We start from the raw sequence: 16,323 nt of genomic DNA, 5'->3' as shown, positions 1-16,323 counted from the left end.
GCGCAGCGAAGCAATCCAGGGTCCCGCCCACCACTCTGGATTGCTTCGCTGCGCTCGCAATGACGGGGAGACAGCCGGGCTTCCGCGCATAGCCCGGATGAGCGGACGCTTGCGGGCAGGCACGCGGCCGCCTTGCGGCGGCCGCTCTGCCCACTCTACGGCTCAGTGGACGTGGTGGCGACGGTGCCGCTTCGCCTTGGGCCGGTGGTAGCGCGGCTCTGCGACGAAGGGCGGCGGCGCGCCGAGCTGCTGCCGGGATTCCTGCAAGCGGCGCTGATAGCCGGGCGAGTTCATGATGCTGGCGGCGGCGCCGCGCGCCAGCGCCGGCTCGCTCGCCATCATCATGGCGAGCGCACTGGCCGCAGCGGCCAGGATCAATCGCGAACGGACCGTCATCGGGCGAGTTCCATTGTCATTGGTGGCGACGTCATCTGTGGCGATCGGCGCTCAGCGCGCTGCAATCCTGGCCTTCGACTTTGCCGCCTGATCGCGCGTGGTCAAGCCGAGCACGGCGCCGCGCACCACCCGCGCGATCACATCCTCGACATCGTCGAGGTCGCATCGGCCGTCGGAGAGCTTGGTGAGGCGCTCGCTCTCGCGGATGGTGTGATGCGCCATGGCGAGCGCAAAATGCAGGCCCCAGAACAGATCGACCTCGGAGCTGTCAGGCAGGGCGCGCTGCATCGCGCCGGCGAATTTGCGCAAATGGTCGATTTCCTTGGTCTTGATGCGGCGAATTGGCGGCACCGATTCGATCGAGGCGCGGATCATGAACTGCGCCACCGCCGAGCGTTGGTTCTCAGGGCCAAGGCAGCCGCGCAGGATCGGGCCCACGAGGGCGCGCAGGACGTCGGAGATGTCGGCGCGACCGCCGCCCGCGTCCTCAGCTTCGCGCAATTCGCGCAGGCGCTCGCGGTTGAGCGCGATCGAGCGGGTCACGAACAGTTCGGCGATCAGCTCGTCCTTGGAGCCGAAATGATAGTTCACCGCGGCGAGATTGACGTTCGCCTCCGCCACGATGTCGCGCAAGGTCACGTCGGAGAAGCCGCGTTCCGCATAGAGCCGCTCGGCGGCGATCAGGATCGCAGTCCGGGTCTGGTCGGTCGCCATGCTCGTCCTCCCGAACGATGAAGCGGGGTGGGAGTTGCGTTTCAAACAATTGTATGAAACTATTGTTTGAGACGGCCGCAATGTCAATCACGGTTCTTCCGTGGGGCGACATTTCGGCGCTGCAGCGACGGTTCGCGCGGTCGTGTCGCGCAAGATCACACTTGCACGGACGCCGTGGGCGGGCCGACACTGCGGCCAAAGTTTCAGAGGAAACACCCAAGGAGAGTCCCATGGACTTCACGATGTCGGCGAAGCAGCAGGAATGGCTGGAGCGCGTGCGCAGCTTCATGACCAAGCATGTCCGCCCGGCGGTGCCGATCTACAAGCAGCAGGACGCCGAGGGCGACCGCTGGAAGGTGATCCCGATCCTGGAGGACCTCAAGGCCAAGGCGAAGGCGGAAGGCCTGTGGAACATGTTCATGCCGCCGTCGCCGCATGAGGACGACGAGTTCCGCGGCGCCGGCCTCACCAATCTCGAATATGCGCTGCTGTCCGAGGAAATGGGCCGCATCTCCTGGGCGTCCGAGGTGTTCAACTGCTCGGCGCCCGACACCGGCAACATGGAAGTGTTCATCCGCTACGGCACCAAGGAGCAGAAGCGCAAATGGCTGCGCCCGCTGATGGACGGCGAGATCCGTTCGGCCTTCCTGATGACGGAGCCGGCCGTGGCCTCGTCGGATGCCACCAACATCGAGACGCGGATCGTGCGTGACGGCGATCATTACGTCATCAACGGCCGCAAATGGTGGTCGTCGGGCGTCGGCGATCCCCGCTGCAAGATTGCGATCCTGATGGGCAAGACCGATCCGTCGGCCGCCAAGCATCAGCAGCAGTCGCAGATCCTGGTGCCGCTCGACACCCCCGGCATCAAGGTCGAGAAGATGCTGCCGGTGTTCGGCTTCGACGACGCGCCGCACGGCCACGCCCAGGTGCTGCTCGAGAACGTCCGCGTTCCTGCGGAAAACATTCTGCTCGGCGAGGGCCGCGGCTTCGAGATCGCGCAGGGCCGTCTCGGTCCGGGCCGCATCCATCACTGCATGCGCACCATCGGCAAGGCCGAGGAGTCGCTGGAGAAGATGGTGCGCCGGCTGATGACGCGCCAGGCCTTCGGCAAGAAGATCATCGAGCATTCGGTGTGGGAGCAGCGCATCGGCGAGGCCCGCACCAACATCGAGATGTGCCGGCTGTTGTGCCTCAAGGCGGCCGACATGATGGACAAGGTCGGCAACAAGACCGCCCAGGGCGAGATCGCGATGATCAAGGTCGCTGCCCCCAACATGGCGCTGAAGATCATCGACGACGCCATCCAGGCGTTCGGCGGCGCCGGCGTGTCGGATGATGCGGGTCTCGCCAAGGACTACGCCAACATCCGCACGCTCCGTCTTGCCGACGGCCCGGACGAGGTGCACAACCGCGCCATTGCCCGGCTCGAGATGAAGAAATACGCCAACGAGCCGCGGCATTGAGCGTCGACTTCTAGGGTGGGCAAAGCGTCCGTCGCCGCGCAGAGCGCGGGGGCGGATGCGTGCCCACCCACTTTCGAGTTCAAGCCAACATGGTGGGCACGCTTCGCTTTGCCCACCCTACGAATTCTAATGCCGAGCGGTGACGCACCACTTGCGTCATTCCGGGGCGACGCGCAGCGTCGAACCCGGAATCCAGAGATGGGTCCGCCAAGATAGAGATTCCGGGTTCAGCCCTGCGGGCTGCCCCGGAATGACGAACACGTGAGAAGGGAGCCTCGTCGTGGCCGACGGCGTCAAGAAGGACGAAGAATTCTCCGGCACCAAGCCGGTCGAGGAGCGGCATCGTTTCGACGAGGCCAAGCTCGCGGCCTGGATGGCCGAGCATGTCGAAGGCTATCAGGGCCCGCTGACCGTGCTGCAGTTCAAGGGCGGCCAGTCGAACCCGACCTATCGTCTGAACACGCCGGCGCGTTCCTACGTGCTCAGGCGAAAGCCGTTCGGCAAGCTGCTGCCGTCGGCGCACGCAGTCGATCGCGAATTCCGCGTCATCGCCGCGCTCGGCAAGCAGGGCTTTCCGGTCGCCAAGGCCTATGCGCTGTGCAACGACGACAGCGTCATCGGCGCTGCCTTCTACATCATGTCGATGGAGGAGGGCCGGGTGTTCTGGGATCCGACCCTGCCGCATGTCGCAGCGCCCGAGCGGCGCGCGATCTTCACCAGCAAGATCGAAACCTTGGCCAGGCTGCACAGCTATGATCCGGCGGCGATCGGCCTTGCCGACTTCGGCAAGCCCGGCAACTACTTTGCCCGCCAGGTCGACCGCTGGACCAAGCAATATCGCGCCTCCGAGACCGAGCATCTGCCGGAAATGGAGAAGCTGATCGAGTGGCTGCCGCGCACCTTGCCGGCGCAGCAGCGCGTCTCGATCGTGCATGGCGACTACCGGCTCGACAACATGATCTTCCACGCGACCGAGCCGCGCGTCATCGCGGTGCTCGACTGGGAACTGTCGACGCTTGGTGATCCCATGGCGGACTTCACCTATTTGCTGATGCAGTGGATCATGCCGGGCCTCGACGGCGTCGACCTGAAAGCGCTGAACATCCCGACCATGGAAGAAGCGGCGGAGATCTATCGTGGGGTCACCGGCACCGAGCTGCCCGATCTCAACTGGTACTTCGCCTACAATCTGTTCCGGCTCGCCGGCATCCTGCAGGGCATCATCGGCCGCATCCGCGACGGCACCGCCGCCAACGACAAGGCGATCGAGTCGGTCAAGCGCATGGTGCCCATGACCAAGCAGGCCTGGTCCTATGCGCAGAAGGCGGGGGCGGTGTAGTCTCCTGTAGCCCCGGATGAGCGAAGCGACATCCGGGGTCACACGCGCTGCGGCGATGAACCCGGATGTCGTTTCCGCCCATCCGGGCTACCAATTCCGCGCGCCGGCTAGGGCCAATCACCGCCCACCGCCGCCGCCACCACCACCTCCACCGCCGCCACCGGCCGTGGTCATCGCGCCGCTGTAGCGCGGATCGGTCTGCTTCATGTAGATCGGCGAGGTGTCGCGGCTCTGACGGCGCATGGCTTGCTGCACCTGGACCTCGGTGCCGCAGGCTGTCCAGGAGACGAGTTCACAGCCCGGCCACTGGAATTCACGGGCGCTTGCGTTCGTCACCAGCGAGCCAGCCGCCGTGGCGGCCATCAGGGTGAGCAGCGTGAGTTTCGATAGTCTCGACATGTTAACCATCCTTCGTTTCGGCGAGGCCGGAATGGTCCGCTTGCGAGGTTCGACGGCGGCTCGGAGAAGGGGGTTCGAGGACGTGGGCGTAAAAAATCGCCGGTCATTAGGGGGGCATGCTTGAACCCGAGCGTGGCTCATGGCGACGCGATGGTCTTGCCGCCACGCTCCATCGACACGGGTTGGTCCGCGCGGCGCATTGACCTGACTGCCGGGAGCTTGACCACGACGGGCGCGCGCAGTTAGGAAACGGTCGTCGCAGGCCATCTCGCAAGAAGGTCCCGCGAGCGGAGCTTTGCTGCCATGTCGCCGGTTTCGATTCGCCCGGATCTCGAGGTCGATCCCGCAACCGCCGATGCGATGCTTGCGCGCGCGGAGATCGACGCGCGGGTCGCTTCGGTGTCGCTGTTGCATGGTGGGGAGATCAGTGCCGTGTATGCGCTGGCTCTGCAAGGCGGCCAGCCGTCGCTGGTGCTGAAGATCTATCCTGACAGCATGAGCTGGAAGATGCGCAAGGAGGCGCGCCTGCTCGATCTGGTCCGGGACCGCCTGCCGGTGCCGGCGCCGCGGCTGCGCGCGGCGGACGCCTCGCGCGAGCTGATCGGCCTGGACTACGTGGTCATGAGCCGGCTCGACGGCGATCCGCTCGGTCCTCTCGAACAAGCGCTGTCCGCGCCGGAGCGGCGTGAGGCTTTCGAGCAGGTCGGTCGATTGTCGCGTGCCTTTCACGACATTGCGATGGATGCGTTTGGCTACATCGGCGCCGACGGCATCATGTCGGGCCATGCCGACAATCGTAGCTATCTCACCTCCCAGTTCGAACGCAAACTGGGCGAATTCCGCAGCCGCGGCGGGCCGGCTGATCTCGCCGCGCGCATCGCGCGCCAGGTGGCCGACGCGAGTGATCTGTTCGCCTCCTGCGGCGCGCCGGTGCTGTGTCACAATGATCTTCATCCCGGGAACGTGCTTGCGCGCGTCACCGGGGGCCGGGTCGAGCTCACCGGTGTGGTCGATTTCGAGGGCGCGCTGGCCGGCGACCCGCTCAAGGATGTCGCCAAGGCGATCTACTATCTCTCGCCGGAGCAGCGCGAGGCGTTTCTGGGCGGCTATGGTCCGATGAGCCGAACGAAGATCGAGCCGACGCTCGCGATCTATCGTCTGCTGTTCTCGCTGGAGCTGTGGTGCTGGTATCGGCAGTTTGGGGCGGCCGAAAAGCTCGCGCCGCTCATCGAGGACCTCGACCGCCTTGTGAGCGGCTAGAGCATGATCCGGAAAAGTGGAAACCGGTTTTCCGAAAGGATCATGCTCAAACAAAAAGAGATGAGATCATGATGCGTTTCCTTGGAAGCGCATCGTGATCCAGGTCCGTTCGGCCAACGCTTGCCCGTCGAGGCTGGGCAAGAACTCAGTGTTCACGGTAAGATTTGGAGGCATGACGAATCGGCCGTTCAAGAGCGGCGAGAGCCGCGATCAAGAGAGCCTGCTTCCGCCTCGGATTGAGGATTATGTCGGGCCGGACAATCCGGTTCGTGCGATTGACAGCTACGTCAACGCCCTCGATCTTGCCAAGCTTGGCTTCCGCCACGCCAAGCGGAGGGGATTGGGTGTCGGGCAGCCGCCGTACGATCCGGCGGACCTGCTGAAGCTTTATCTCTATGGTTATCTGAACCAGATCAGATCGTCGCGCCGGCTCGAGCGTGAAGCCGGCCGCAATCTGGAGCTGATCTGGCTGTTGAGGAACCTGAAGCCCGGCTATCGGACGATTGCGAACTTCCGCAAGGAGAACTGGGCTGCCTTGAAGGCGGCGAACCGTAGCTTCGTCCTGTTGCTGCAGGAGATCGGGCTGATCGGCGGGACCCTGGTCGCGGTCGATGGCGCGCTGTTCCACGGCAATGCCAGCAAGGACAGCATCTTCACGCGCGGGAAGCTCGCCAAACAGATCGCCAAGCTCGATGAGGAGATCGAGGCGTACGGCAAGTCTCTCGACACCAACGACGCGACGGAAGCCAAGCGGCCCGGCGACGGCAAGGATGACAACAAGGATGGAGGCGATGTCGGGGACAAGATCAAGGAGCTGATGGCCAAGCGTGAACGCGCACAGTCCGATCTGGAGAACCTGGACAAAGGCGACAAGGGACAGGTGTCGAAGACCGATCCCGATGCGCGGCTGCTGAGCAAGGGCGACCAGACGATCGCAGGCTACAATGTCCAGAGCGTCGTCGACGACAAGCATAAGCTGATCATCGCCAGCGAGGTCGTCAATCGCAGCGATACAGGACACCTTCATATGATGGCGAAGGCGGCCAAGGAGGGCCTCCAGGTCGAGGCGCTGCAGATACTGGCGGATGTCGGCTATTACAACAGCGGGGATCTCAAGGCTTGCGAGGATGACGGCATCACCGCCTATGTCCCGCTGCATCACGGCAATGGCAAGAAGCACGGTCGCTTCACGCGAGGTGACTTCACCTACAATTCCGCAACCGACACCTATCAGTGTCCCGCAGGCCAAGCGCTGCATCCAACGAAGAAGCTCTGGAAGAATACGAGCGGCAGGATGGAACGCCGCTACCTGGCCTCCGTAGCGACTTGCGGCATCTGCCTCCTCAAGGCGTCTTGTCTCTCTGCGAAGGCAAAAAGCCGCAGCGTCTCTCGATGGGAGCACGAAGAGGTGCTGGATCGTCACCGCCAGAGGATGGCGAGCGAACAGGCCGGCCGATTGATGCGCCGCCGCTCAGCCATCGTCGAGCACCCGTTCGGCACGCTCAAGTGCCGCGCCGGCTATCAGCACTTCCTTGTCCGCGGCTTCGACAAGGTTCGCGGGGAATGGAGCCTGATGGCGCTCTCCTACAACCTCACCCGCGTCCTCAACATTCTCGGTTTCGACGACTTCCTCGCCCGCATCGCCGAATGGGCTCTTGCAGCTCTACATGCCACTTCTGGCAAGGCAAGGGGCGCATGGGAGGCGATTTCGTTTGCCCTCATCCGGTTCTGGACCATGATGCAGTCATGGCTCGAAATTGCACCGCGCCGAGCCCTCTCAGCCCCCTAATTCGGATTCTTGCCCAGCCTCGTCGGGCAAATCGGCATGTGCGAGCGTGGCGTTGTCGGCCCCGCGCAGGCTGCGGTTATGACTGCAATCATCGTCGCCGATGAAGAAAGTTCGCGAGCGCGGTCAATGTGATGGTCTCGTCCAGTCCGGAAGGCTAAAAGATTTTGCTTTCGCTTTTTCGGAATTTATGATCTGATGCGCCCATCCCGTCCCACCGAAGGGGCGTTGCGCGCGATCGTCACGACACGCGGGGCGGGGAGCGGTGGCCGCGATCATGTCGCAGCGTGTCCGGAGGGATGCGCGGACGAACGGCATGGCGCGGACGTGAAGTCGCAGCGTGCTGGCACCCCGATGCTGGTGCTACGTCGCGACGGCGCTTGCGCGCCGCGCGGGCAATGGTGGCCAGAAAGCCCGGCGCACCAGGCAGACTGCGTATAAGCGTGAAGACCATCGCGCAGGGAAGGCCGGGCGTTTTCCGGCTGCACCTGTGGTACCTGCCGCCTGCATTTTTTTACGCAGGCGGGCCGCAGGCGTCAGCCGACGCCTGGCCTTCCCTGCGCCCTTCGATGGAAGGGCGGTGAAATTCAGGATCACTCGGGCGCGGGGGCGTCGCGAGATCGCTCACGCATGTCGATGAGTTCGACAGCGAGCGATTTGTGGGGCGCGATGCCGGCAGTCCCAAGCTCGTCATGCCCGGGCTTGTCCCGCCTGCGCGGCCGAAGCCGCTTCGGCGCGGCGAAGGCCCGGGCATCCACGTCGCTCCTCGCGTGCCGACCGACGTGGATGGCCGGGACAGGCCCGGCCATGACGGATGACAGAGGAGAGGCGATGTCGACACCAGTGCGAGGGGCGACAGCGCTAGATCGGTTTTCCCGCGTACGGCATCGACGCCGTGAGGCCGCCGTCGACCGGGAAAGCCTGGCCGTTGACGTAGGAGGCCTCGTCGCTGGCGAGGAACAGGGCCATGGCGGCGATCTCATGCGGCTGGCCGGCGCGCTTCAGCGGATTGAGCTGGCCGATCTTGCCCTCGGTGCCGCGCTCCTTGGCGCCGTCGAAGATCGGCTTGGTCATGCCGGTCTCGATCAGGCCGGGACACACCGCGTTGATGCGCACGCCAGTGCCGGAGAGGGAGTACGCCGTGGTCTGCACCAGGCTGATGACGCCGGCCTTGCTCGCCGCGTAGGGATGGCCCGAGGCGCCGGATTTCAGGCCCGCGACGGAGGCCGTGCAGACGATCGCGCCGCGCTGTTGCCGCACCATGTGCGGCATCGCGTATTTCACCGCGAGGAACGGGCCGATCAGGTTGATGCGCAGGATCTCCTGCCAGTGCTCGACGGTCTGCTCGGCGATCGGGATCAAGCCGCCGGAGATGCCGGCATTGGCCCAGATCACGTCGAGCTTGCCGTAGGTCGCCACGGCGCGGTCGATGAAGCCCGAGACATCGGCCTCGGAGCCGGCGTCGGCGAGCACGGCTTCGGCAATGCCGCCCTGCTGCTTGACCATCTCGACCGTCTCCTTGACGGCCTCGCTGCGATCGACCGCGATCAGTCGCGCGCCTTCTTTCGTGAACATCAAGGATGCGGCGCGGCCGATGCCGCTGCCGGCGCCGGTGATGATGACGGATTTGCCTTCGAGGCGGCCCATGTTTCCTCCTGCTTCAATTGTGATCAGTTGCGTGCCGCGCAACGGAATTCAAACGCCGTTTCAAACGTGCTGAGATCGCCAAGCGGCTTGAGACGATCTGGGCCTTCACGTACAGCGGGAGACGAGCGGAGGGAAGGGTTTGAGCGATGTCGGCTGATGGAACGAAACCTTCTGTCGTCACCACGCGCTGGTGGTGGGTGCGTCACGCGCCGGTGCGCAGCGACGGCGGCAACATCTACGGCCAGTCGGACATCGCCTGCGATACCTCCGATCGCGAGGTGTTCGAGGCGGTCGCGAAAATCCTGCCGCGCCGCGCGGTGTGGTATGCGAGCAATCTGATGCGCACGCATCAGACGGCGGAGGCGATCTGGGCCGCCGGATTCCCGCGTCCCGCAGCAATGATCAGGGAGGCCGCTTTTGCCGAGCAGCATCTCGGGCAATGGCAGGGCATGAACCGCGCCGCGTTCCTGGCCAGCCGTCCCGCGGGCAGCCACTGGTTCGCCGACATCGATGAGCCGGCGCCGGGCGGCGAGAGCTACATGGATCTGTACACCCGCGTGACAGCGGCGATTGCGCGCATCACGGTTTCGGAAGCCGGCCGCGACGTCATCGCCGTCGGCCATGGCGGCACCATCAAGGCGGCTGTTGGCCTGGCGCTCGGCGGCCTGGTCGAGAAGGGGCTCGCCTTCGACATCGACAATTGCTCGGTGACCCGGCTCGACCACATCGTGGCCGGCGAGACGAGTACATGGCGGCTGCCGATGGTCAATCAGCAGCCCTGGATCGCGGACGCCGCGCACCGCGCGATGCACCAGCCGGCCGGGCCGGAGGTGACGACGAGCAAGCTGGCGTGAAACGAGATAGTGAGTTGCTATGCGCGTCGTTCAAAAATCTCGCCCGCACGGGCAGTGCACCCTCTTCCCTTGTGGGAGAGGGCGCAGTCACTGGCACCGCGGAAAAGTCTCGTGGACGTCGCCGTGCCAATTTCGAAACCGACAACAGCCAAATAAGTAGGAGGAACTCCCCATGACCCTGTTCGACATGACCGGCAAGGTCGCCGTCATCACCGGATCCACGCGTGGCATCGGGCTCGCCATTGCCGAGCGCATGGCCGAGCACGGCGCCAAGGTGGTGATCTCCTCGCGCAAGGCCGATGTCTGCGACCAGGTGGCGCGCGAGATCAATGACCGCTTCGGTGCAGGCACGGCGGCGGCAGTCGCCGCCAACATCTCCAGCAAGGAGAACCTGCAGAACCTCGTCGACGAGGCCAACCGCATCTACGGCAAGATCGACGTGCTGGTCTGCAACGCGGCGTCGAATCCTTACTACGGGCCGCTCGCCGGCATCTCCGACGATCAGTTCCGCAAGATCCTCGACAACAACATCGTCGCCAACAACTGGCTGATCAGCATGGTCGTGCCGCAGATGATCGCGCGCAAGGACGGCTCGATCATCATCGTGTCGTCGATCGGCGGCCTGAAGGGCTCGACCATCCTCGGTGCCTACGCGATCTCCAAGGCTGCCGACATGCAGCTCGCGCGCAACCTCGCCTGCGAATACGGCCCGCACAATGTGCGCGTGAACTGCATCGCGCCCGGCCTGATCAAGACCGATTTCGCCAAAGCGCTGTGGGACAATCCGGAGAACCTCAAGGCCTCGACCGCGCGCTCGCCGCTGCTCCGCATCGGCATCCCCGACGAGATCGCCGGCGCCGCGGTCTTCCTGGGCTCCGCCGCGGGCAACTTCATGACCGGCCAGACCATGGTGATCGACGGGGGCGCGACGATCAGTTGAGGGGGACATACGGGTGTGGTGCGCGGTGATGCCGCCACACTCTCAACTGTCGTCCCGCGAACGCTAGGCGTTCGCCGGGACGACAGCATTTGCTGCGCGCCGCCCTCATTCCACCGCCGCGTACACCACGTCGCGCACCAGCGTGCGCAGGTAGTCGCGCTGCCCGGGGGCCTGCGCCATGAACACGCAGAACAGCTCCTCCTTCGGATCGATCCAGAAGAACGTGCCGGCGATGCCGCTCCAGAAGAAGGTGCCGGGCGAGCCGGGGAAGGGCGCGATGCCGGCCTCGCGGCGCACCGCGAAGCCGAGGCCGAAGCCGTGACCGGGCGCCAGCAGCGTGCCGACCGTCTTCACGTGCGGACCGAGATGGTCGGAGGCCATCAGCTCGAGCGTCTTGCGGCCGACCAGCCGGGTGCCGTCGAGGCTGCCCTTGCTGAGCAGCATCGCGCAGAACCGGGCGTAGTCCATCGTGGTCGCCACCAACCCGCCGCCGCCGGATTCCATCAGCGGCTGCTCGGTCATCTTGAACAGGTTGACCGCCTCGCCGGTCCACGGGTCCTTGGCGAACGGCTCGGCCAGCCGGCCAGCATTCGCCTCGGCGGTGGAGAAGCCCGTCTCCTTCATGCCGAGCGGCTCGAGGATGCGCTCGGAAAGGAAGGGGCCGAGCGTCTGGCCCGAGACGACCTCGATGATGCGCCCGAGGATGTCGGTCGAGCGGCTATAGTTGAACTCGGCGCCCGGCTGGCAGATCAGCGGCAGGCCGGCGACGATCGTCGCGTGCTCGGCATTGGTGATCTTGCGGCTGCGCACCCGCGATTGCTGGTAGAGCTGGTGCACCGGCCCGGTGCCGGTGTGCTCATACGTCAAGCCCGAGGTGTGGCGCAGCAGGTCCTGGACCGTCATCGGCTGGGCGACCGGGACCAGCTCCAGCTTGCCGCCGGTCTCGACGCCCACTTTCTGCTCGCCGAATTCCGGGATGAACTTGGCGACCGGATCGGACAGCAACAGCTCGCCGTCCTCGACCAGCATCATGATCCCGAGCGAGACGATCGGCTTGGTCATCGAGAAGATGCGGAAGATCGAATCCGGCCGCATCGGCGTGTCGGCGTCGGGCGCTTGCCGGCCGATGGCGTCGAACCAGCCGATCCGGCCGCGGCGGCCGACCAGCAGGGTGGCTCCGGGGATGGTTCCCTTGTCGGCCTCGCGCTTGAACGCATCCGAAGCTCGCTGCAGCCGCGCCTGGGACAGGCCCAGCGCCTCGGGGCAGTCATCCGGCAGCGGCGGCGTCAGCGAGCGGAGCGCGGAAAGGTGCGCGCTGGATGCGGCAGTCGGCGGGGTCATGGGCTCTCCCTGAAGTCCTGTTGTCGGTTTGCATCAAGTCTGGCGCGGAAGTTGTGGTCTGACCAGTCGATTTGCCCCATTGCACCCTTGCATTCGGGGGGAGGTCTATGCTTCAAAGCGCGCGAACCGGCGACACTGTCCCGGCTCGCTAGGAGTGTAGCTCAATTGGTAGAGCACCGGTCTCCAAAACCGGGGGTTGGGAGTTCGAGCCTCTCCACTCCTGCCAGCGAGATCAAGCACTTAAGCCAAAAATGGACGAGACAGGTGAGGTCGGGGCCCGCAGCGCGCGAGCCCCGAATGCATTTCGGCGACCTCTTATTGTTTCACATATGGGCAGTTTCCGTCCTTCAGCGGCCGGAACACCTGGTCGCCGGGCACCTCCGCCAGCACCTTGTAATAGTCCCACGGGCCCTTCGACTCCTCGGGCTTCTTCACCTCGAACAGGAACATCGAGTGCACCATGCGGCCGTCCTCGCGCAGGATGCCGTTGTCGGTGAAGGCGTCACGCACCGGGGTCTCGCGCATCTTCGCGAGCACCGGCTTGGTGTCGCGGGTGCCGGCGGCCTTGACGGCATTAAGATAGTGCAGGGTGGCGCTGTAGGTCGCGGCCTGGTTCATGGTCGGCATCCGCTTCATGCGCTCGAAGAACTTCTTGCCGAAGGCGCGGGTGCGGTCGTTGAGGTCCCAGTAATAGGCCTCGGTGATGATCAGCCCCTGCGCCAGCTTCAGGCCGAGGCTGTGGATGTCGGAGATGAACATCACGATGCCGGCGAGGTTCTGGCCGCCGGCGACGATGCCGAACTCGGCGGCCTGCTTGATGGTGTTGATGGTGTCGCCACCGCCGTTGGCCATGCCGATGATCTTGGCCTTACTGGCCTGCGCCTGCAGCAGGAAGGACGAGAAGTCCTGGTTGTTGAGAGGATGCCGGGCGCTGCCGACCACCGTGCCGCCGGCGGCGCGCACGACGTCGCCGGTGTCGCGTTCGATCGAATGGCCGAACAGATAGTCGGCGGTGATGAAGAACCAAGTATTGCCACCGTTCTTGACGATCGCGCTGCCGACCGTGTGCGCGTTTCCATAAGTGTCGTAGGTCCAGTGCACGGTGTAGGGCGAGCAGGACTTGCCGGTGATGTCGGAGCTCGCGGCATCCGTCACGATCATCAGCTTCTCGAACTGCTTCGACATCTCCATGCCGGCCAGCGCGGTGGCCGAGGTCGGCATGTCGATCACCATGTCGACGGCCTCGTTCTCGTACCATTTGCGCACGATCGCGGCGGCGATGTCGGCCTTGTTCTGCGGATCGGCGCTGATGACCTCGATCGGCTTGCCGAACATGCTGCCGCCGAACGCCTCGACCGCGAGCTTGGTCGCCTCGAGATTGCCCTGGCCGCCGATGTCCGAATAGACCGACGAGAAGTCGCTGAGCACGCCGATCTTGAGCGGGGCTTGGGCCTGGGCACAGGCAGGGACGGCGGTGAGGGCGAGAGCGGCAAGACCGAGAGCAGCAAGGCTGACGGCGGCAAGGCGCGTCCGTCCCTTGCGCGGGGCAAAGGTCATGGGTTTCCTCCGGATTGTTCTCGTGCGGACGAGAATGAGCGGGCGCCGCAGGCCCGGCAAGAGCAGGAACCGCTCCACCGCGGGCATTTCGTCGCGGCAACTGCTCAACCTGCCGTGGTGCGGAAATGGCCTGCCGCGACACGAAAAACCGCGTTGTTGCGAGCCTGGCGGGGGCCTGCCACGGGAATGACCGCCGACGCCCGGCATGCCCATATCTTGACCTTTGGCCGGCCGGACAGTAGATATCTTGGCAACCTGCAGCCGGCCCGCTACACGCGGATATCCGGCGCGGCTTTTCACTCCCCGAACAAGCGAGCCCGTGGATTCGGCTCATCTCTCCGACAAGAGGGTGGGCCACGGACGGCTGTTCGGTTTTCCCAGTCAACTCTTCAATCGTCCGATGACGGACGCGGACCCCTGACGATGGCTACCAGCCCGTTCAAATTCCTGCAGGAAGTGCGCTCGGAGACCGCCAAGGTCTCGTGGCCGAGCCGTCGCGAGGTCACCATCACCACGATCATGGTGTTCGTGATGGTGGCGCTGGCCTCGGTGTTCTTCTTCGCCGCCGATCAGATCATCCGTTATCTCATCACCCTCGTGCTGGGCATCCACTGATGGCAACCGCAACGCAAAGCTCCGACAAGCGCTGGTACATCGTCCACGCCTATTCGAACTTCGAGAAGAAGGTCGCGGAGTCGATCCGCGAGCAGGCCAAGCAGCGCAATCTCGAGGACCTGTTCGAGCAGGTGCTGGTGCCGATCGAGAAGGTCACCGAGGTGCGCCGCGGCCGCAAGATCGACGCCGAGCGCAAGTTCTTCCCCGGCTACGTGCTGGTGAAGATGAAGCTGACCGACGAGGCGTTCCACCTGATCAAGAACACGCCCAAGGTGACCGGCTTCCTCGGCGCCGAGAACAAGCCGATGCCGATCTCCGAAGGCGAGGCGATGCGCATCCTGAACCAGATGCAGGAAGGCGTGGAGCGGCCGAAATCCTCGGTGTCGTTCGAGATCGGCGAGAACGTCCGCGTCGCCGACGGCCCGTTCGCCTCGTTCTCCGGCGTGGTCGAGGAAATCGACGAGGCCCGCTCGCGCGTCAAGGTCGCGGTGTCGATCTTCGGCCGTGCGACGCCGGTCGAACTGGAATTCAACCAGGTCGAGAAGATCGTCGGTTAAGGGCCGGGCTGCCGGCTCTCTCGGCGTCCCGGGCTTTCCTTTTCGTCCGATCTCGTGTATCGGGCGCGCTTCGCTCCCCGAACGGGGGGCGATTTCGTTCGTGGGAGGCGTGACCGGCTTTGCCAGCCGGGCCAAGCGCGCCGGACCACGGTCCCAAACCTCGCCTGACGGGTTTTGTCGCCCCAAGGCGTTGCGTTCGCATCAGGCAGAATCGCGAACGCATTGGAGAGTCATAATGGCAAAGAAAGTAACCGGTTACCTGAAGCTTCAGGTTCCGGCCGGCGCGGCCAATCCGTCGCCGCCGATCGGTCCGGCGCTCGGTCAGCGCGGTCTCAACATCATGGAGTTCTGCAAGGCGTTCAACGCCCAGACCCAGAAGGAAGAGAAGAACACCCCGATCCCGGTGGTCATCACCATCTATGCGGACCGGTCCTTCACCTTCGAGATGAAGACCCCGCCGATGTCCTACTTCCTCAAGCAGGCCGCCAAGATCCAGTCGGGCTCCAAGGCCCCGGGTCGCGACAAGGCCGGCAAGGTGACCAAGGCGCAGGTGCGCGAGATCGCCGAGAAGAAGATGAAGGACCTGAATTGCGACTCGATCGAGTCGGCCATGAAGATGGTCGAGGGCTCCGCCCGCTCGATGGGTCTGGAAGTTGCGGGGTAAGGCGCCATGGCACTCGGAAAGCGTTTGAAGAAGGCCCGCGAGGGCATCGATCGCACCAAGCTCTACCCGCTTGCTGACGCGATCAAGATGATCAAGGAGCGGGCCGTGTCGAAGTTCGACGAGACCATCGAGGTCTCGATCAACCTCGGCGTCGATCCGCGCCACGCCGACCAGATGGTCCGTGGCGTCGTCACGCTGCCGAACGGCACCGGCCGTACGCTCCGCGTCGGCGTGTTCGCCCGCGGCGCGAAGGCCGAGGAAGCCAAGGCCGCCGGCGCCGACGTGGTCGGCGCGGAGGACCTGGTCGAGAAGGTGCAGAACGGCAATATCGACTTCGACCGCTGTATCGCCACCCCCGACATGATGCCGCTGGTCGGCCGTCTCGGTAAGGTGCTCGGTCCGCGCGGCATGATGCCGAATCCGAAGATCGGCACCGTGACCATGGACGTCACTGGCGCCGTCAAGGGCGCCAAGGGCGGCTCGGTCGAGTTCCGCGTCGAGAAGGCCGGCATCATCCAGGCCGGCGTCGGCAAGGCCTCGTTCGCCGAGGACAAGCTGGTCGAGAACATCAAGGCGCTGGCGGATGCGGTGGTGAAGGCCAAGCCGGCCGGCGCCAAGGGCACCTACGTCCAGCGCGTCGCGGTGTCGTCGACCATGGGCCCGGGCGTCAAGGTCGAGCCGGGCACCTTGCTCGCGTAACACCTTCGGACATCGTCAGCATTCAGTGGGGCGGGATCGGCAATCGATCCCGCCCTTCGCATTTCCGCACCCCAAGTGAGCGGCACGCC

The 16,323-nt window shown here is 64.9% G+C and carries 16 protein-coding genes and 1 tRNA gene; 11 read left to right on the top strand and 6 right to left on the bottom strand.

The features are described from left to right. Positions 1-162: 162 nt before the first annotated feature. Complete coding sequence (locus tag QX094_RS30430; RefSeq protein WP_316173999.1) at positions 163-396, bottom strand: hypothetical protein; 234 nt, start codon at positions 394-396, stop codon at positions 163-165. 51 nt (positions 397-447) lie between these two features. Next, positions 448-1,110, bottom strand: a complete 663-nt coding sequence (locus tag QX094_RS30425) for a TetR/AcrR family transcriptional regulator (protein WP_315749558.1) — start codon at positions 1,108-1,110, stop codon at positions 448-450. Between the two features lie 230 nt (positions 1,111-1,340). Between QX094_RS30425 and QX094_RS30420 the strand changes: the two genes are divergently transcribed. Beyond that, positions 1,341-2,576: an acyl-CoA dehydrogenase family protein gene (locus QX094_RS30420; RefSeq protein WP_315749560.1), complete on the top strand. Its 1,236-nt coding sequence runs from the start codon at positions 1,341-1,343 to the stop codon at positions 2,574-2,576. 280 nt (positions 2,577-2,856) lie between these two features. Continuing rightward, positions 2,857-3,915 carry a phosphotransferase family protein gene (locus QX094_RS30415; protein ID WP_315714587.1) on the top strand — a complete coding sequence of 353 codons (1,059 nt, stop codon included), beginning with the start codon at positions 2,857-2,859 and terminating at the stop codon, positions 3,913-3,915. A 117-nt stretch (positions 3,916-4,032) separates the two neighbouring features. On the opposite strand, the gene QX094_RS30410 is transcribed toward QX094_RS30415, so the two are convergent. After that, positions 4,033-4,314 (bottom strand): hypothetical protein, encoded by a 282-nt coding sequence (locus tag QX094_RS30410; protein ID WP_316188419.1) that lies wholly within the window; start codon positions 4,312-4,314, stop codon positions 4,033-4,035. Positions 4,315-4,617: 303 nt separating this feature from the next. Between QX094_RS30410 and QX094_RS30405 the strand changes: the two genes are divergently transcribed. Further along, entirely contained in the window at positions 4,618-5,574 is a 957-nt protein-coding gene (locus tag QX094_RS30405; protein ID WP_316188418.1) for an aminoglycoside phosphotransferase family protein, read from the top strand. A gap of 94 nt (positions 5,575-5,668) precedes the next feature. Beyond that, entirely contained in the window at positions 5,669-7,363 is a 1,695-nt protein-coding gene (locus tag QX094_RS30400; RefSeq protein WP_316188417.1) for an IS1182 family transposase, read from the top strand. 858 nt (positions 7,364-8,221) lie between these two features. On the opposite strand, the gene QX094_RS30395 is transcribed toward QX094_RS30400, so the two are convergent. After that, positions 8,222-9,007 (bottom strand): SDR family oxidoreductase, encoded by a 786-nt coding sequence (locus QX094_RS30395; protein WP_315827325.1) that lies wholly within the window; start codon positions 9,005-9,007, stop codon positions 8,222-8,224. Positions 9,008-9,153: 146 nt separating this feature from the next. Here QX094_RS30395 and QX094_RS30390 point away from each other — a divergent pair, with 146 nt between their 5' ends. Next, positions 9,154-9,861, top strand: coding sequence for a histidine phosphatase family protein (locus QX094_RS30390; protein WP_316188416.1), 708 nt, complete (start codon positions 9,154-9,156; stop codon positions 9,859-9,861). Positions 9,862-10,033: 172 nt separating this feature from the next. Next, positions 10,034-10,801: an SDR family oxidoreductase gene (locus QX094_RS30385; protein ID WP_315714582.1), complete on the top strand. Its 768-nt coding sequence runs from the start codon at positions 10,034-10,036 to the stop codon at positions 10,799-10,801. 105 nt (positions 10,802-10,906) lie between these two features. On the opposite strand, the gene QX094_RS30380 is transcribed toward QX094_RS30385, so the two are convergent. Further along, complete coding sequence (locus tag QX094_RS30380) at positions 10,907-12,142, bottom strand: serine hydrolase domain-containing protein (protein ID WP_316188415.1); 1,236 nt, start codon at positions 12,140-12,142, stop codon at positions 10,907-10,909. Positions 12,143-12,292: 150 nt separating this feature from the next. On the opposite strand from QX094_RS30380, the gene QX094_RS30375 reads away from it, so the two are divergent. Then, positions 12,293-12,368 (top strand) — tRNA-Trp (locus QX094_RS30375). Positions 12,369-12,457: 89 nt separating this feature from the next. On the opposite strand, the gene QX094_RS30370 is transcribed toward QX094_RS30375, so the two are convergent. Beyond that, entirely contained in the window at positions 12,458-13,699 is a 1,242-nt protein-coding gene (locus QX094_RS30370) for an ABC transporter substrate-binding protein (RefSeq protein WP_316188414.1), read from the bottom strand. Between the two features lie 423 nt (positions 13,700-14,122). Here QX094_RS30370 and secE point away from each other — a divergent pair, with 423 nt between their 5' ends. The 4 genes from secE (at position 14,123) to rplA (ending at position 16,234) form a co-directional block, all read left to right on the top strand. Continuing rightward, positions 14,123-14,314, top strand: a complete 192-nt coding sequence (gene secE, locus QX094_RS30365) for a preprotein translocase subunit SecE (protein ID WP_006611822.1) — start codon at positions 14,123-14,125, stop codon at positions 14,312-14,314. After that, complete coding sequence (gene nusG / locus QX094_RS30360; protein ID WP_284423110.1) at positions 14,314-14,871, top strand: transcription termination/antitermination protein NusG; 558 nt, start codon at positions 14,314-14,316, stop codon at positions 14,869-14,871. Before secE ends, nusG begins: the two co-directional genes overlap by 1 nt. 235 nt (positions 14,872-15,106) lie before the next feature. Beyond that, positions 15,107-15,535, top strand: coding sequence for a 50S ribosomal protein L11 (gene rplK / locus QX094_RS30355; RefSeq protein ID WP_012045056.1), 429 nt, complete (start codon positions 15,107-15,109; stop codon positions 15,533-15,535). Between the two features lie 6 nt (positions 15,536-15,541). Continuing rightward, positions 15,542-16,234 carry a 50S ribosomal protein L1 gene (gene rplA / locus QX094_RS30350; protein ID WP_315714579.1) on the top strand — a complete coding sequence of 231 codons (693 nt, stop codon included), beginning with the start codon at positions 15,542-15,544 and terminating at the stop codon, positions 16,232-16,234. Positions 16,235-16,323 lie beyond the last annotated feature (89 nt).

Origin of the sequence: Bradyrhizobium sp. SZCCHNS1050 (assembly GCF_032484785.1) — a bacterium.
Classification (GTDB): Bacteria; Pseudomonadota; Alphaproteobacteria; order Rhizobiales; family Xanthobacteraceae; genus Bradyrhizobium.
Note: the sequence above shows the minus strand (reverse complement) of the source record. Positions and strands in the feature narration are given on the sequence as shown.

Coding starts and splice junctions, on each gene's coding strand:
- QX094_RS30430 (WP_316173999.1), bottom strand. CDS start 396: ATGACGGTCCGTTCGCGATTGATCCTGGCCGCTGCGGCCAGTGCGCTC.
- QX094_RS30425 (WP_315749558.1), bottom strand. CDS start 1,110: ATGGCGACCGACCAGACCCGGACTGCGATCCTGATCGCCGCCGAGCGG.
- QX094_RS30420 (WP_315749560.1), top strand. CDS start 1,341: ATGGACTTCACGATGTCGGCGAAGCAGCAGGAATGGCTGGAGCGCGTG.
- QX094_RS30410 (WP_316188419.1), bottom strand. CDS start 4,314: ATGTCGAGACTATCGAAACTCACGCTGCTCACCCTGATGGCCGCCACG.
- QX094_RS30405 (WP_316188418.1), top strand. CDS start 4,618: ATGTCGCCGGTTTCGATTCGCCCGGATCTCGAGGTCGATCCCGCAACC.
- QX094_RS30395 (WP_315827325.1), bottom strand. CDS start 9,007: ATGGGCCGCCTCGAAGGCAAATCCGTCATCATCACCGGCGCCGGCAGC.
- QX094_RS30390 (WP_316188416.1), top strand. CDS start 9,154: ATGTCGGCTGATGGAACGAAACCTTCTGTCGTCACCACGCGCTGGTGG.
- QX094_RS30385 (WP_315714582.1), top strand. CDS start 10,034: ATGACCCTGTTCGACATGACCGGCAAGGTCGCCGTCATCACCGGATCC.
- QX094_RS30380 (WP_316188415.1), bottom strand. CDS start 12,142: ATGACCCCGCCGACTGCCGCATCCAGCGCGCACCTTTCCGCGCTCCGC.
- QX094_RS30370 (WP_316188414.1), bottom strand. CDS start 13,699: ATGACCTTTGCCCCGCGCAAGGGACGGACGCGCCTTGCCGCCGTCAGC.
- secE (WP_006611822.1), top strand. CDS start 14,123: ATGGCTACCAGCCCGTTCAAATTCCTGCAGGAAGTGCGCTCGGAGACC.
- nusG (WP_284423110.1), top strand. CDS start 14,314: ATGGCAACCGCAACGCAAAGCTCCGACAAGCGCTGGTACATCGTCCAC.
- rplK (WP_012045056.1), top strand. CDS start 15,107: ATGGCAAAGAAAGTAACCGGTTACCTGAAGCTTCAGGTTCCGGCCGGC.
- rplA (WP_315714579.1), top strand. CDS start 15,542: ATGGCACTCGGAAAGCGTTTGAAGAAGGCCCGCGAGGGCATCGATCGC.